Origin of the sequence: Streptomyces sp. NPDC058664, from assembly GCF_042716635.1 — a bacterium.
Classification (GTDB): domain Bacteria; phylum Actinomycetota; class Actinomycetes; order Streptomycetales; family Streptomycetaceae; genus Streptomyces.
Window position 1 is genome coordinate 74,430 of the sequence record NZ_JBHXRW010000023.1, and the last position, 15,639, is coordinate 90,068.

The 15,639-nt window shown below is 70.7% G+C and carries 15 protein-coding genes; 6 read left to right on the forward strand and 9 right to left on the reverse strand.

Annotation, left to right across the window (positions count from 1 at the left end; genetic code table 11):
* Positions 1-113: 113 nt before the first annotated feature.
* Together ACFWUY_RS20205 and ACFWUY_RS20210 are read right to left on the reverse strand one after the other, a co-directional pair.
* The gene (locus tag ACFWUY_RS20205; protein ID WP_384109966.1) at positions 114-1,493 is read right to left on the reverse strand and encodes an aspartate aminotransferase family protein; all 1,380 of its coding nucleotides are present in this window, start codon (positions 1,491-1,493) and stop codon (positions 114-116) included.
* A complete protein-coding gene (locus ACFWUY_RS20210; RefSeq protein WP_046905507.1) occupies positions 1,478-1,984 on the reverse strand; it encodes an Lrp/AsnC family transcriptional regulator in 507 nt (168 codons plus the stop codon). The genes ACFWUY_RS20205 and ACFWUY_RS20210 overlap by 16 nt, the downstream gene beginning before the upstream one ends.
* 190 nt (positions 1,985-2,174) lie before the next feature.
* On the opposite strand from ACFWUY_RS20210, the gene ACFWUY_RS20215 reads away from it, so the two are divergent.
* From ACFWUY_RS20215 to ACFWUY_RS20225, 3 genes are all read left to right on the forward strand, one after another.
* The gene (locus ACFWUY_RS20215; protein WP_384109969.1) at positions 2,175-3,611 is read left to right on the forward strand and encodes a gamma-aminobutyraldehyde dehydrogenase; all 1,437 of its coding nucleotides are present in this window, start codon (positions 2,175-2,177) and stop codon (positions 3,609-3,611) included.
* 144 nt (positions 3,612-3,755) lie between these two features.
* Positions 3,756-4,922 carry a PotD/PotF family extracellular solute-binding protein gene (locus tag ACFWUY_RS20220; protein ID WP_384110252.1) on the forward strand — a complete coding sequence of 389 codons (1,167 nt, stop codon included), beginning with the start codon at positions 3,756-3,758 and terminating at the stop codon, positions 4,920-4,922.
* A gap of 57 nt (positions 4,923-4,979) precedes the next feature.
* The gene (locus ACFWUY_RS20225; RefSeq protein WP_384109972.1) at positions 4,980-5,531 is read left to right on the forward strand and encodes a hypothetical protein; all 552 of its coding nucleotides are present in this window, start codon (positions 4,980-4,982) and stop codon (positions 5,529-5,531) included.
* On the opposite strand, the gene ACFWUY_RS20230 is transcribed toward ACFWUY_RS20225, so the two are convergent.
* From ACFWUY_RS20230 to ACFWUY_RS20255, 6 genes are all read right to left on the reverse strand, one after another.
* Positions 5,528-6,694, reverse strand: a complete 1,167-nt coding sequence (locus tag ACFWUY_RS20230; RefSeq protein ID WP_384109975.1) for a serine hydrolase domain-containing protein — start codon at positions 6,692-6,694, stop codon at positions 5,528-5,530. The genes ACFWUY_RS20225 and ACFWUY_RS20230 overlap by 4 nt on opposite strands.
* Before the next feature lie 69 nt (positions 6,695-6,763).
* A complete protein-coding gene (locus ACFWUY_RS20235; RefSeq protein WP_384109978.1) occupies positions 6,764-7,495 on the reverse strand; it encodes a response regulator in 732 nt (243 codons plus the stop codon).
* Positions 7,492-8,667 (reverse strand): sensor histidine kinase, encoded by a 1,176-nt coding sequence (locus ACFWUY_RS20240; protein ID WP_384109981.1) that lies wholly within the window; start codon positions 8,665-8,667, stop codon positions 7,492-7,494. The genes ACFWUY_RS20235 and ACFWUY_RS20240 overlap by 4 nt, the downstream gene beginning before the upstream one ends.
* Complete coding sequence (locus tag ACFWUY_RS20245) at positions 8,667-9,452, reverse strand: SAM-dependent methyltransferase (RefSeq protein ID WP_384109984.1); 786 nt, start codon at positions 9,450-9,452, stop codon at positions 8,667-8,669. The genes ACFWUY_RS20240 and ACFWUY_RS20245 overlap by 1 nt, the downstream gene beginning before the upstream one ends.
* Positions 9,449-10,186, reverse strand: a complete 738-nt coding sequence (locus tag ACFWUY_RS20250) for a glycerophosphodiester phosphodiesterase (protein ID WP_384109987.1) — start codon at positions 10,184-10,186, stop codon at positions 9,449-9,451. Before ACFWUY_RS20250 ends, ACFWUY_RS20245 begins: the two co-directional genes overlap by 4 nt.
* 19 nt (positions 10,187-10,205) lie before the next feature.
* Positions 10,206-11,237, reverse strand: coding sequence for an adenosine deaminase (locus ACFWUY_RS20255; RefSeq protein ID WP_384109990.1), 1,032 nt, complete (start codon positions 11,235-11,237; stop codon positions 10,206-10,208).
* A gap of 75 nt (positions 11,238-11,312) precedes the next feature.
* Between ACFWUY_RS20255 and ACFWUY_RS20260 the strand changes: the two genes are divergently transcribed.
* Positions 11,313-12,008: a DUF4190 domain-containing protein gene (locus tag ACFWUY_RS20260; protein ID WP_384109993.1), complete on the forward strand. Its 696-nt coding sequence runs from the start codon at positions 11,313-11,315 to the stop codon at positions 12,006-12,008.
* A 69-nt stretch (positions 12,009-12,077) separates the two neighbouring features.
* Here ACFWUY_RS20260 and ACFWUY_RS20265 read toward each other — a convergent pair whose 3' ends face one another.
* Entirely contained in the window at positions 12,078-12,626 is a 549-nt protein-coding gene (locus tag ACFWUY_RS20265; RefSeq protein ID WP_384109996.1) for an NADAR family protein, read from the reverse strand.
* 175 nt (positions 12,627-12,801) lie between these two features.
* Here ACFWUY_RS20265 and ACFWUY_RS20270 point away from each other — a divergent pair, with 175 nt between their 5' ends.
* Positions 12,802-14,316: a gamma-aminobutyraldehyde dehydrogenase gene (locus ACFWUY_RS20270; RefSeq protein WP_384109999.1), complete on the forward strand. Its 1,515-nt coding sequence runs from the start codon at positions 12,802-12,804 to the stop codon at positions 14,314-14,316.
* Positions 14,317-14,366: 50 nt separating this feature from the next.
* Positions 14,367-15,614, forward strand: a complete 1,248-nt coding sequence (locus ACFWUY_RS20275) for a PotD/PotF family extracellular solute-binding protein (RefSeq protein WP_384110002.1) — start codon at positions 14,367-14,369, stop codon at positions 15,612-15,614.
* Positions 15,615-15,639: the final 25 nt, after the last annotated feature.

Below are 15,639 nucleotides of genomic sequence, written 5' to 3' on the forward strand. Positions count from 1 at the left end.
GCCCGGGCCGCCGCCATCCACTCGGATGGCGGCATCCCGGGCCGGTAGTCACGCCGTGAGGGCGGCGTGATGCTGGGGGGACCTGTTCGGCTCGGTCCTTCGCAGCCTGGTCCTTACAGCTTGGTCCACGCCTCGGTGAGCACCGAGCGCAGGATGCCTTCGATCTCGTCGAAGGTGCCCTGGTCGGCGATCAGCGGCGGGGCCAGCTGGATGACCGGGTCGCCACGGTCGTCGGCACGGCAGTACAGGCCGTTGTCGAAGAGCGCCTTGGAGAGGAAGCCGTACAGGACGCGCTCGGTCTCCTCGTCCGTGAAGGACTCCTTGGTGACCTTGTCCTTGACGAGCTCGATGCCGTAGAAGAAGCCGTTGCCGCGGACGTCGCCGACGATCGGGAGGTCGTGCAGCTTCTTCAGGGTGTCGAAGAAGTTGCCCTCCTGGTCGAGGACGTGCTGGTTTAGGCCTTCCTTGTCGAAGATGTCCAGGTTGGCGATCGCGACCGCCGAGGACACCGGGTGGCCACCGAAGGTGTAGCCGTGCAGGAAGGTGTTGTCGCCCTTGTAGAACGGCTCCGCGATGCGGTCGGAGACGATGCAGGCACCGATCGGGGAGTAGCCCGAGGTCATGCCCTTGGCGCAGGTGATCATGTCGGGCACGTAGCCGAACTTGTCACAGGCGAACATCGTGCCGAGGCGGCCGAAGGCGCAGATCGTCTCGTCGGAGACGAGCAGCACGTCGTACTGGTCGCAGATCTCGCGGACGCGCTGGAAGTACCCGGGCGGCGGCGGGAAGCAGCCGCCGGCGTTCTGCACCGGCTCCAGGAAGACGGCGGCGACGGTGTCGGCGCCCTCGAAGAGGATCTGCTGCTCGATCTGGTCGGCGGCCCAGCGGCCGAAGGCCTCGGGGTCGTCGCCGTGGATCGGGGCGCGGTAGATGTTGGTGTTCGGCACCTTGTGCGCGCCGGGGACCAGCGGCTCGAAGGGGGCCTTCAGGGCCGGCAGACCGGTGATGGACAGGGCGCCCTGCGGGGTGCCGTGGTAGGCGACCGCACGCGAGATGACCTTGTACTTGGTGTGCTTGCCCTGCAGCTTGAAGTACTGCTTGGCGAGCTTCCAGGCGGTCTCGACGGCCTCGCCGCCACCGGTGGTGAAGAAGACCTTGTTCAGGTCGCCCGGGGCGTAGTCCGCGAGACGCTCGGCGAGCTCGACGGCCTTGGGGTGCGCGTACGACCACACGGGGAAGAACGCGAGTTCCTTGGCCTGCTTGTACGCGACCTCGGCCAGTTCCTCGCGGCCGTGTCCGGCGTTGACGACGAACAGGCCCGCGAGACCGTCGAGGTAGCGCTTGCCCTTGTCGTCGAAGATGTAGGTGCCCTCACCACGCACGATGGTGGGAACGGGCGAGTTCTCGTACGACGACATGCGGGTGAAGTGCATCCACAGGTGGTCGTACGCGGTCTTGGAGAGGTCCTGGGTCACGATTATCGAGTTCCCCACATATAGGTCTGCTTCTTGAGCTTGAGGTAGACGAAGCTCTCGGTGGAGCGCACGCCGGGGAGGGTGCGGATGCGCCTGTTGATCACATCCAGCAGGTGGTCGTCGTCCTCGCAGACGATCTCCACCATCAGGTCGAAGGAGCCCGCGGTCATCACCACGTACTCGCACTCGGCCATGGCCGTGAGCGCTTCCGCGACCGGATCCAGGTCACCCTCGACGTTGATGCCGACCATCGCCTGCCGTCGGAAACCCACGGTGAGCGGGTCGGTGACGGCGACGATCTGCATGACGCCCTGGTCGAGCAGCTTCTGGACGCGCTGTCGCACGGCGGCTTCGGAGAGGCCGACGGCCTTGCCGATCGCCGCGTAGGGACGGCGGCCGTCCTCCTGGAGCTGTTCGATGATCGCCAGGGAGACGGCGTCGATCGTCGGGGACGAACCGGTTCCGGTTCTGGAGTCTGTGCTTCGACTGGCCACGACTTCACTGTGCACCGAGATTGCCCGTTGTGCAACCCGAGAGCGATGTAATTCGTTGTGAGCAGCCCTGAATCTCACCGAATCCGAAGTTGAGGGGGGTCGGGCCTGTTGAAAGCGTCGGTCGAGCGACTACCCTGAGGTGTCTCGCCCATCGGGACACCGCACAAGGACGTGCGACGACAGAACGTGACAGGAGGGGTGGCAAGTGACCACCGAGCTGCGCCGGCTGCGTAACTACATCAACGGGGAGTTCCGCGACGCGGCCGACGGCCGCACCATCGACGTGGTCAACCCGGTCAACGGTGAGGTGTACGCCACCTCCCCGCTTTCCGGACAGGCCGACGTCGACGCCGCCATGGAGGCCGCCGCGGCCGCCTTCCCCGCCTGGCGTGACAGCACCCCGGCCGAGCGCCAGAAGGTGCTCCTCAAGATCGCGGACGCCTTCGAGGAGCGCGCCGAGGACCTCATCGCCGCCGAGGTGCTGAACACCGGCAAGCCGACCGCCCTCGTCGCGAGCGAGGAGGTGCCGCCGATGCTGGACCAGATCCGCTTCTTCGCCGGTGCCGCCCGGATGCTCGAAGGCCGCTCGGCCGGCGAGTACATGGAGGGCATGACCTCCATGATCCGCCGCGAGCCGGTGGGCGTCTGCGCCCAGGTCGCGCCGTGGAACTACCCGATGATGATGGCCGTGTGGAAGTTCGCCCCGGCCCTCGCCGCGGGCAACACCGTCGTCCTCAAGCCCTCGGACACGACCCCCGCGTCGACCGTCCTGATGGCCGAGATCATCGGGCAGATCGTCCCCAAGGGCGTCTTCAACGTCATCTGCGGCGACCGCGAGACCGGCAAGACCATGGTCGAGCACCCGACCCCGGCGATGGCCTCCATCACCGGCTCCGTCCGCGCCGGCATGCAGGTCGCCGAGTCGGCGGCCAAGGACGTCAAGCGCGTCCACCTGGAGCTGGGCGGCAAGGCCCCCGTCGTGGTCTTCGAGGACACCGACATCGACAAGGCCGTCGAGGACATCTCCGTCGCCGGCTTCTTCAACGCCGGCCAGGACTGCACCGCCGCCACCCGCGTCCTCGTGCACGAGTCCATCCACGACGAGTTCGTCGCCGCCCTCGCCAAGGCCGCCGCCGAGACGAAGACCGGTCAGCCGGACGACGAGGACGTGCTGTACGGCCCGCTCAACAACGCCAACCAGCTGAAGCAGGTCTCCGGCTTCATCGACCGCCTCCCGGCCCACGCCAAGGTCGAGGCCGGCGGTCACCGCGTCGGCGACAAGGGCTACTTCTACGCCCCGACCGTCGTCTCCGGCCTCAAGCAGGACGACGAGATCGTGCAGAACGAGGTCTTCGGCCCGGTCATCACCGTCCAGTCCTTCACGGACGAGGCCCAGGCCCTCTCGTACGCCAACGACATCGAGTACGCCCTCGCCTCCTCCGTCTGGACCAAGGACCACGCGCGCGCGATGCGCATGTCCAAGGCGCTCGACTTCGGCTGTGTGTGGATCAACACCCACATCCCGCTGGTCGCCGAGATGCCCCACGGCGGCTACAAGAAGTCCGGCTACGGCAAGGACCTCTCCGCCTACGGCTTCGAGGACTACACGCGTATCAAGCACGTCATGACCTCCCTGGGCTGACCCTCCCGGCTCCGCCTCCCGCGGCCCCGACACCTTGATCGACAGGGTGTCGGGGCCGCGGTCCTTCGCTCGACGGACCGTCCATTGCCGCAGGTGGAGGCGGGCCGGGATGCTGCTCGGGTGAGAGCGAAAGCCAGCAAGAACATGTCCCGCCGGTCCCTGCTGCGCGGCATCGGCGGTGCCGGAACGGCGAGCCTCCTCGCCGCCGGATGCGGGGTCCCCGCCGCGTACGTCGACGAGGGCGACCGGTCCGGCCGCGACCTCTCCGCGCGCGACCGGACGCTCGACTTCGCCAACTGGCCGCTCTACATCGACACCGACGACGAGGACTCCGGGAAGCGGCCCACCCTCGACGCCTTCCGCTCGCGCACCGGGATCTCCGTCCGCTACACGGAGGAGATCAACGACAACGACGAGTTCTTCGGCAAGATCGGCCCGTCCCTGATGAACCGCCAGGAGACCGGCCGCGACCTGATCGTCGTCAGCGACTGGATGGCCGCCCGCTTCGTCCGCCTCGGCTGGGTCCAGGAGATGGACCGCGCGGCACAGCCGAACGTCGCCGCGCGGCTGGACCCGCAGCTGCGCGACCCCGCCTTCGACCGGGGGCGGCGGCACAGCGTTCCCTGGCAGTCCGGGATCACCGGCATCGCGTACAACCGGAGGAAGCTCGGCCGGGAACTGCGCTCCACCCGGGAGCTGTGGGCCGACGACCTGCGCGGCAAGGTCACGCTGCTCTCCGGGCTCGACGAGTCCTTCGCCCTGCTGATGCTGGGTGAGGGCGTCGACGTCACCCGGTGGACCGGTGACGACTTCCACGCCCTGTGCGAGCGGATCGAGCGGCTCGTCGCCACGAAGCACATCCGCCGCTTCACCGGCAACGACTACATCAAGGACCTGTCCAGTGGCGACGTGCTGGCCTGTCAGGCGTACTCCGGCGACGTCATCCAGCTCCAGGCCGACAACCCGGACATCGAGTTCGTCGTCCCCGAGGAGGGCGCCGAGCTCTGGGCCGAGTCCCTCATGATCCCCAACCGCGCCCGGCACAAGACCAACGCCGAGAGGCTCGTCGACTACTACTACGAGCCCGAGGTCGCCGCCGAACTCGCCGCCTGGGTCAACTACGTCTGCCCGGTGCCGGCCGCCCGGGACGTCCTCGCGGACTCCGGCGACGCGGACCTCGTGGCCCTCGCCGAGGACCCGCTGATCTTCCCGGACGCGGCCATGCGGGGGAGGCTCGCCATCGCCCGGGACATCACCCCCGAGGAGCGGCAGCCCTTCGCGAAGAGGTGGAACGCGATCGTCGGGCTGTGAGCGCCGCAACACCCTCCCAACTTTTGAACGCGTTCATAACAGGCGTACGCTGCGGTCATGAGCGACACGAACGGGCCGAGAGCCCTTCTCAAGCGCATCCGCGTCTGGCTGATCGTCTTCGTCGTCTGTCTGATCCTGAGCGGCGTCACCGCCTTCCCGCTCGTCACCGAACTCCGCTACCTCGACGCCTCCCTGGACGGCTGGGCGGCGCCCGTGGCCGAACTCCTGCCGGGGCTCGCCGAGTGGATCGACCGGGTGCGGGGCGGCCTCGAGCTCGCCGACGAGCGGGCTCCGTACCTCCTCTACGGCACCGACTGGCTGGCCTTCGCCCACCTCGTCATCGCCGTCGCCTTCTACGGCGCCTACCGCGACCCCGTCCGCAACGTCTGGGTCGTCGAGTTCGGCATGATCGCCTGCGTCGGCATCATCCCCCTCGCCCTGATCTGCGGACCCGTCAGGGGCATTCCCTTCTGGTGGTCCGTCATCGACATGTCCTTCGGCGTCATCGGGATCCTGCCGCTGCTCCACGTGCGCCGGATGATCAAGCGACTCGAGACGGCGACGGCGGCCGCGAAGGCCGCGACGGCCCCGGAGCCCGTGGCCGTCTAGTCCGGGAGGCCGTAGGCCGCGACCATGATGTCCAGCGCGGTCCGGTTCATGTCCTGGCCCTTCGCGTCGGTCGCGTTCACGCTGTAGGCGAGGGTGCGCGCGCCGTCGCGGGTCGAGGCGACGGCCGCGTTGTAGCCCCAGCGGCCACCCGTCTTGCCCCACACCTCGCGCCCGCCGAGCCGCTTCATCGACAGGCCCGCGGAGTACGCGGCCGGGGCGCCGGTCCTCACGTCCGGCACCTTCGGCAGCGTGAACATCTCCTCCAGGAGCGGCCCGCGCACCACCCGGCCCGCGAACAACTCCCGGGTGAAACGCTCCAGGTCGGCGGTGGTCGACACCAGGTCACCGGCCGCCCAGCCGTCCGTCGCCCGCCACACCGAGACGTCCCGCAGCCCGGTCGTCCCGTCGTCGAGCCGCATCGTCTGGTAGCCGTGGTTGTACGGGCCGGTGATCTCGGCGGCCGCCCCCGGGAGGTACGTGTCCCGGAGACCGAGCGGGCGCAGGACGCGCCGCTCCACCTGGTGCTCGAACGAGTCGCCCGTCACCCGCTCCACGATCAGGCCGGCGACCGTGTACCCGATGTTGAGGTAGTGCTGACGGGTGCCGGGCCGGAACTCGCGCGGCTTCGCCGTCGCCGAGCGGACCATCCCCTCGGGGGGGTGGACGTCGAAGCGGCGCTCGTACCACTCCTCCACCGTCGTGCCGGGGAAGTCGGGGGCCGGGATGCCGTGGGTGTGGTTCAGGAGCTGGCGTACGGTCACCGTCGCGTACCGGCCGGGGATCAGCTCCGGCAGGTACGAGCGGGCCGTGCGGTCCAGGTCGATCCTGCCCTCGGCGGCGAGCTGGAGGACGGTCGCCGCCGTGAACACCTTCGTCACCGAACCGGCCCGGAAGCGGGCGGCCGGGTCCGCCGGGGCGTTCGTCTCCAGGTCGTGGACGCCCGAACTGCCCTGCCAGGAGCCCTCGGTGCCGCCGACCCGCACGAGCGCGGCCGTCGCGTCGGCCCGGGGGAGTCCCGCGATCACCGCGCCCAGGTCAGGGTTCGACGGGGCGGACACGGCCGTCGACGCCGAGGGCTGCGCGAAGGCCGGGGTCAGCGCCGGTCCTGCCGCCACGCCCAGGACCAGGGCGGCGGCGAGCAGCGTGCGGGTGGGTTTCCTCATGGTCAACTCCGGTGGTGTGAGCCGTCGTTCTCGATGGCTCCATCCTGCTGACCGGGGCCGATCGGTGGATCACCCGCACCGGCGGTCTTCCGCCGGTCGGTTCCTCCCCGGCGCGGGGGACCCGCCTCCCCCGGGCGGGGGAGACCCCACGGCCACCAGACCCGTCTCGTACGCGCAGATCACCGCCTGGATCCGGTCGCGCAGACCCAGTTTGGCGAGCACGTTCCCCACGTGCGTCTTCACCGTGTGGTCGCTGACCACCAGCTCCGCCGCGATCTCCGCGTTGGACAGACCGCGCGCGAGCAGCAGCAGGGTCTCCCGCTCCCGGCCCGTCAGCACGTCGAGCCGCGGGTCCGGACCCGCCGCCGTCCGGCGCGGGCCGCCCGCCGTGTACTGCTCCACGAGCCGCCGCGCCACCGACGGCGCGAGCAGCGAGTCGCCCGCCGCCACCACCCGTACCGCGTGCACCAGGTCGTCCCGCCGCACGTCCTTGAGGAGGAAGCCGCTCGCGCCCGCGTGCAGCGCCTCGTACACGTACGCGTCGGTGTCGAAGGTCGTCAGCATCACCGCCCGGCAGCCCGACTCCGCGCTGATCGCCCGGCAGGCCTCGATGCCGTCGGTGCCGGGCATCCGGATGTCGAGCAGCACCACGTCCGGCGCGTGCCGGCGCACCGCCTCGACCGCCGCCGCCCCGTCCCCGGCCTCCGCCACCACCTCGATGTCCGGCTGCGCGTCCAGGATCATCGCGAAGCCGCTGCGGACCAGTTCCTGGTCGTCCGCGACCACCACCCGGATCGTCATGTCCCCACCTCCGCCGTGTCCGCCGTGGAGGGTACGGGGAGCAGCACCCGCACCTCGAACCCCCGGCCGCCCGGCCCCGGGCCCGCCGTCGCCGTCCCGCCGTGCGCGGCGGCCCGCTCCCGGATGCCGACGAGGCCGTGTCCGCCCGGGCCGCCCCGGGGGCCCCGCCCGTCGTCGGTCACCGTGACGCGCAGGACGCCGTCGGCACGGGCGAGCCGGACGTCGACCGTGCGGGCGTCCGCGTGCTTGACGACGTTCGTCAGCGCCTCCTGCACGATCCGGTACACGTGCGCGCCGGTCGCCGCGGGCAGCGCCCGTACCCCGCCCTCCGTCGTGTACGAGACGGCCGGACCGCTGTTCCTGACGCGCTCCACGAGCTCGGGGAGCGCGGTCAGGTCCGGCTGCGGCTCCCTCGGCGCGGCTCCCCCGGCTCCCTCCGCGCCCTCGCGCAGCAGCCCCAGCATCTGCCGCAGCTGGGTCATCGCCTCGCGGCCCGTCTCCGAGATCGCCTCGAACGCGGCCTCGGCCCGCTCCGGCGCCGTCCGTACCGCCACCGGCCCGGCCTCCGCCTGCACGATCATCAGGCTCACCGCGTGCGACAGGATGTCGTGCATCTCCCGGGCGATCCTGGCCCGTTCGCGCGCGGCGGCCCGCTCGGCCTCGATCCGGTGGGCGCGCTGCCGGGCGTCCTGGAGCCGGCCGAAGACATGGGCGGCGCCGAACACGAAGAGCGAGAACGTCAGTTCGCGCACCGACCGGGTGTTGAGCCACACCGAGACCGGCACCGCGACGAGCAGGAGCCCCGCCGTCGCGAGCCGCTTCCACGGGGAGGAGAGGAGCGCGATCGTGTAGACGATGACGAGCCCGGTGTACGGCAGCGGCTGCCCCGGCCCCTCCAGGGCCAGTTCGTACAGCGCGCTCGCCGCCATGATCGCGAGCAGTACGGCGACGGGGGCGCGCCGCCGCCAGACGAGAGGCAGCACGGTGAGCGTCGTGAGCCCGTACGCGGCCCAGGTCGCCGGTTCGAGCTCGGGCGGGCGCGGCACCACGAACGGCATCGTCATCGCCGCCTGCACGAGCAGCGCGATCCCGAGGTCGACCCCCCACGGGTTCGCCGCGCCCCAGGTCCGCGCCCGCTCCCATCGGCCGCGGACGTCCCCCCGTACGCCCATTACGGCTTGCGGCCCACCGCGCCGAACTGCGCCACCGTGTACGCCTCCGCGACGGCGGGGCGCCAGCGGGCGCAGGACACGATGCCGGGCTCCAGGACGTCGAGACCGTCGAGGAACGAGGCGAACTCGGCGCGGCTCCGGGCGGTGATCGGCGGCGTCGCGTTCTCGTTCCAGAAGGCCATCGCGGCCTTGTTGCCCTCGCCGCCGAGCTCCGGCTCCAGGGTGGGGTGCGTCAGGACCAGATGGCTGCCGGAGGGGACGGCGTCCATCAGGGTCCGCACGATCGACCGGGCCTCGTCGGTGTCGAGGACGAAGTTGAGGATGCCGAGCATCATCACCGCGACCGGACGGGAGAGGTCGAGCGTCGCACCGGCCGCCGCCAGGATCTTCTCCGGGTCGTGGGCGTCGGCGTCCACGTACTCGGTGACCCCCTCCGGCGCGCTCGTCAGGAGCGCGCGGGCGTGGGTGAGGACGATCGGGTCGTTGTCGACGTAGACGATCCGGGCGTCGGGGGCGACCCGCTGGGCCACCTCGTGGGTGTTGTCGGCGGTCGGCAGGCCCGTACCGATGTCCAGGAACTGGCGTACGCCGGCCTCGGCGGCCAGATGGGTCACCGCGCGGCCGAGGAACGCCCGGTCCGCGCGCGCCACTTCGCCGATGCTCGGGTAGAAGGCGGTGACCTGGTCGCCGACGGCGCGGTCCACCGGGTAGTTGTCCTTGCCGCCGAGCCAGTAGTTCCACACTCGGGCGTTGTGGGCGATGTCGGTCCGGATCCGGTCGTTCACGCGCGGGCCTTTCGCAGGACGTCGGCGAGTGTGCCGACCCGGTTCGTGGTGACCGCGTCGACCCCGTACATGATCAGCTTACGCATGGTGCGGGCCGTGTCCGGCGTCCAGGCCGAGACGAGCAGACCGTCCCGGTGCACCCGCTCGGTCAGCTCCCGACTCAGCAGCCCGAAGCGGTAGTTGAGCCACCGCGGCCGTACGGCGTCGAGCAGCACCGGGCGGGGCGGCGCGAGCGAGGTCCACGTCAGGGCGATCTCGGCGGCCGGGTCGGCGGCGCGCACCTGGAGCATGGCGACGGCCCCGGCGCAGTAGTACACCCGCTCCCCGGCGCCGCACTCGCGGACCGTGCCCACGATCGTGCGGACCGAGTTCTCGTCGCCGCCCGGCAGGTCCAGCATCAGGCGGTTCTCCCCGGCGGTCAGCAGCGCCTCGCGCAGGGTCGGCACCCCGCCGTACGTCAGCTCGCGGACCTGCTCGTACGAGAGCGAGGCGAGGGGACGGTCGTGGCGCCAGAGGCGCTTCAGCGTGTCGTCGTGGAGGAGGACGGGCACCCCGTCCTTCGTCAGCCGGACGTCGACCTCCACCGCGCCCGCGCCCCGCTCGATCGCCGAGCCGATCGAGCGGAGCGTGTTCTCGCGGACGCGGTACGGGTCGCCGCGATGGCCCACGACGGTGACGTGCCTCCCGGCGGCTTCCCGGAAGGCGGTCAGATCCCTGGCGGTGTCGGAGTCCATGGACCCATTCTCGCCGTCGTCAGCGCGCGAGCCAGCCGTCGGTGTACGTGTCGATCTCGGCGGCGATCCGGGCCTTGCCGGCCGAGTCGAGGAACGAGGCCTCCACCGCGTTCTTCGCGAGGGCGGCGACACCGCGCTCGTCGAGGCCGAGGAGACGGGCCGCGACCGCGTACTCGGTGTTGAGGTCGGTGCCGAACATCGGCGGGTCGTCGCTGTTGACCGTGACGAGGACGCCGGCCTCCACCATCCGCCGGATCGGGTGCTCGTCCAGGGTGGCGACGGCGCGCGTGGCGATGTTCGAGGTCGGGCAGACCTCCAGGGCGATGCGGTGCTCCGCCAGGTGGGCGAGGAGCGCCGGGTCCTGGACCGAACTGGTGCCGTGGCCGATGCGCTCGGCCCCCAGGTCGTTGATCGCGTCCCAGACCGTCTGCGGTCCCGTCGTCTCGCCCGCGTGCGGCACCGAGTGCAGACCGGCCGCCCGTGCCAGGTCGAAGTACGGCTTGAACTGCGGACGCGGCACCCCGATCTCCGGGCCGCCGAGACCGAAGGAGACCAGGCCCTCGGGGCGCAGGCCGTCGGTCGTGGCGAGGCGCGCGGTCTCCTCGGCGGAGACGAGGCCGGCCTCGCCCGGGATGTCGAAGCACCAGCGCAGGACGGTGCCGAACTCGGCCTCGGCCGACTTGCGGGCGTCCTCGATCGCCGCCATGAAGGCGCGCTCGTCGATGCCCCGGCGGGTGGAGGAGTACGGGGTGATGGTCAGCTCGGCGTACCGGATGTTCTGCCGGGCCATGTCACGGGCGATCTCGAAGGTGAGGAGCCGGACGTCCTCGGGGGTGCGGACCAGGTCGACGACCGACAGGTAGACGTCGATGAAGTGCGCGAAGTCGGTGAACGTGAAGTAGTCGGCCAGCGCCTCCGGGTCCGTGGGGACCTTGGAGTCGGGGTGCCGGGCCGCCAGCTCGGCCACGATGCGGGGCGAGGCGGAGCCCACGTGGTGGACGTGCAGCTCGGCCTTGGGCAGGCCCGCGATGAAGGGATGGAGATCGGTCATCGGATCATCGTAGGCCGGGCGGTTCCCCCGGAGGGGTGAGGCCTTAGCATGGCGGGACCATGATGGGGGAGGCCCATGTCTGACAATCGAGACCAGTCGCGGGACGGGTACGACCCGACGGACCCGTGGGCTCCGCCGAACCGTGACGGGGTGGAACTGAGCAAGCCGGTGACGCCGTCGCCGGTGCACGACCAGCAGACCGTCACGTCCATGCCGCTGACGCCGGACACCGGAGCGGTACCGCCGCCGCCGGTGGCACCCGGCGGCCCGGCGGCCACCTCCGGCGCGTACGGCTACCCGGCGGCGGACACGTCCGGCGGGTACGGCTACCCGACGGCCCCGACGCCGGTCACCCCGGCGCCCGGAGCGCCCTCCGGATACGGCTATCCCGGGTACCCGTCGTCGTACGGCAGCGGCTACCCCGGCCAGTCCGGCTACCCGCAGTCCCCGTCCAACGGCATGGGGACGGCCTCGATGGTGCTCGGCATCATCGCGGTGGCGGGCTTCTGCCTGTACGGCCTGGGGATGGTCCTCGGCATCCTGGCGCTGATCTTCGGCGTCATCGGCATGAAGAAGGCGGGCCGGGGCGAGGCGACCAACCGGGGCATGGCGCTCGCGGGCGTCATCCTCGGCGCGATCGGCACCGTGGTGAGCGCCGTCTTCCTGGGCTTCGTCATCTGGGCGGTCACCCAGGACCCCTCGACCTTCGAGGACTCGGGGACCGACGGGGACCCGTTCGGATCGAGCCTGGTGGTCGAGAGCGGCCGCTGAGGTCGTTCCTGTGGGAACCCTGCGGGAAAGGGCCCCGCACCGGTCTCCGGTGCGGGGCCCTCCCGCGTCTCAAGCCCCCCGCAGCCGCTCCCGTGCCTCCATGAGGGCGAAGCCCAGGAGGTTCAGGCCGCGCCACCGGGCGGGGTCGTGGGCGCCGGGGTCGTCGGCGGCCATGCCGATCCCCCAGACGCGGTCCACCGGACTGGCCTCCACCAGGACACGGGTGCCCGTCCCCAGGAGGTACGCGCGCAGCGCCTCGTCCGAGGCGAACTTGTGGACGCTGCCCGCCACGACGATCCCGAAGCGCTCCCGCTCCCACACGGCCTGGTCGAAGTCCCTCACGAGCCGCCCAGCCTTCTTGGCCTCGGCCGGGGTGCGGGCGGTCAGCGCGGCCCGCTCGGCGTCCGGGTCCCCGAAGAGCCGGGCCTTGGCCGCCATCATCCAGTGCTCCGCCGTCGCGTAGGGGACGCCGTCGACCACGAAGGGTGCCGGCCACCACTGGCTCAGACAGCTCGCCGAGAGGCGTCCCTCCGGGTGCGGACGGTGCCCCCAGAAGTGCAGCCACTTGACCTTGTCACCCCTGTTGACCTGCTGCGTCAGCTCCTCGATCTTGTTCATGCACGCGAGTCTGACAGCCGCCACGGACACTCCGTACGGAGATTTTCGGGGCGCCTCGACACATGGTCGACCGATTCCGTCGCGTAACCAAAAGGCAACAACGGAATCACTTGTTGGAGTGCCTGCCCTCTGTCAGGATCGGCACTCAATTCAAGCTGGGACAACGGAGAGCGTCATGGGCAACCGCTTCCAGGTGACGGGCCGCTTCGCGGACGGCGCGCAGTACATCGGCGGGCGGCTCCGTGCCGGAACGTCCGGTCAGGAACACCACGTGATCGATCCGGCCACCGGGGAGAGCGTCTACACGTACACGCTCGCCTCCACCGCCGACGTCGACGAGGCCGTGGCCGCGGCCAGGGCGGCGTTCCCGGGCTGGGCGGGCGCCACCCCGGGCGAGCGCTCCGACGCGCTGCACCGGTTCGCCGGGATCCTCGCCGAACGGGCCGAGGACTTCGCCCGCGTGGAGTCCCTCCAGTGCGGCAAGCCCCTCAAGCTCACCACCGAGTTCGACGTGCCCGGCACCGTCGACAACACCGCCTTCTTCGCGGGGGCCGCACGCCACCTCCAGGGCCAGTCGGCCGGCGAGTACAGCGGCGACCACACCTCGTACATCCGGCGCGAGCCCCTCGGTGTCGTCGGCTCCATCGCCCCCTGGAACTACCCCCTCCAGATGGCCGCCTGGAAGATCCTGCCGGCCGTCGCCGCCGGCAACACGATCGTCCTGAAGCCCGCCGAGCTCACCCCGCTGACCTCCCTGATGTTCGCGCAGGCCGCGACGGACGCCGGCATCCCCGACGGCGTGATCAACATCGTCAACGGCGCCGGCCGGACCGTCGGCGAACACCTCGTCGGCCACCCCGACGTCGTCATGACCTCCTTCACCGGCTCCACCCCGGTCGGCAAGCGGGTCGCCGAGATCGCCACCGCCACCGTGAAGCGCCTCCACCTGGAACTCGGCGGCAAGGCCCCGTTCGTCGTCTTCGACGACGCCGACCTGGAGGCCGCCGCCCACGGCGCCGTCGCCGCCTCCCTCATCAACAGCGGCCAGGACTGCACCGCCGCCACGCGCGCGTACGTCCAGCGCCCGCTCTTCGACGCCTTCGTCGCGCGCGTCGCCGAACTGATGGAGACCGTCCGCCTCGGCGACCCCTTCGAGCCGACCACCGACCTCGGCCCGCTCGTCAGCCACCGCCACCGCGACAGCGTCGCCGGCTTCGTCGAGCGCGCCCGCGCGTACGCCACCGTCGTCACCGGCGGCGAAGCTCCTGGAGGTGACCTCAAGGACGGTGCGTACTATCGTCCGACCCTGATCACCGGAGCCGCGCAGGACAGCGAGGTCGTGCAGTCGGAGATCTTCGGCCCGGTTCTGGTGGCCCTGCCCTTCGACAGCGACGACGAGGGCATCCGGCTCGCCAACGACACCCCCTACGGTCTGGCCGCCTCGGCCTGGAGCCGTGACGTCTACCGGGCCAACCGCGCCACCCGGGAGATCAAGGCGGGATGCGTGTGGGTCAACGACCACATCCCGATCATCAGCGAGATGCCCCACGGCGGCACCAAGGCATCCGGTTACGGAAAGGACATGTCGGCGTACTCCTTCGAGGAGTACACGCAGGTCAAGCACGTGATGTTCGACAACACCGCGGTGGCGGCGAAGGACTGGCACCGCACGATCTTCGGGGACCGATAGCAGTTCGCCGCGGGACCAGCGGCTCACACCATCCCGAAAGGGCACAGCGCATGGAGCAGTACGAGCCTGACAGCCTGTCCGCCGCGCAGACGGCGGCGATACGACGCAGCCTGACGAGCGGCCGGGGCGCCCTCACCCGCCGTTCGATGCTGCGCGCGGGCGGCGTCGGCGCGCTCACGGTCGGCGGCCTCGCCGGTCTGAGCGCCTGTGGCATCCCGCCGGCCAAGCGGGAGGGCCAGGGCCCCGCGTCCATCGACGTCTCGGCCAAGGAGAAGACCCTCGCCTTCTCCAACTGGACCGAGTACATGGACGTCAGCGAGGACGAGAAGGCCCGCCCCACCCTGGAGGCGTTCACGAAACGCACCGGGATCAAGGTCAAGTACACCGAGGACATCAACGACAACGTCGAGTTCTTCGGCAAGATCAAGCCGCAGCTCGCGGCCGGCCAGGACACCGGCCGTGACCTCATATGCGTCACCGACTGGCTCGCCGCCCGCATGATCCGGCTCGGCTGGGCGCAGAAGCTCGACCCGGCCAACCTGCCCAACGCGTACGCCAACCTCTCCAGCCAGTTCCGCCGCCCCGACTGGGACCCGGGCCGGTCCTACTCGTACCCGTGGACCGGCATCTCCACCGTCATCGCGTACAACGCGAAGGCGACCGGCGGGAAGAAGGTCGACTCGGTCACCCAGCTCCTGGACGACCCCTCGCTCAAGGGCCGGGTCGGTTTCCTCACCGAGATGCGCGACTCCGTCGGCATGACCCTGCTCGACATGGGCAAGGACCCGGGGAACTTCACGGACGCCGACTACGACGCGGCCGTCGGACGCCTCCAGAAGGGCGTCGACAAGAAGCAGATCCGCCGCTTCACCGGCAACGACTACACCTCCGACCTGGACAAGGGCGACATCGCCGCCTGCCTCGCCTGGGCCGGCGACATCATCCAGCTCCAGGCGGACAACCCGGACATCAGGTTCTCCATCCCGTCCGCCGGCTACATCACCTCCAGTGACAACCTGCTCGTCCCCGCGCAGGCCCGGCACAAGACGAACGCCGAGAAGCTCATCGACCACTACTACGAGCTTCCCGTCGCCGCCCAGCTCGCCGCGTACATCAACTACGTCTGTCCCGTCGACGGGGTGAAGGACGAGCTCGCCAAGATCGACCCCGAGCTCGCGAACAACACGCTGATCCTCCCGGACAAGGCCATGGCCAGGAAGTCGCACGCCTTCCGCTCCCTCACCAGCGCGGAGGAGACCGCGTACGAGGCGAAGTTCGCCAAGCTCATCGGCGCCTGAGGCCCACGTCGTCCACCTCTCTCAC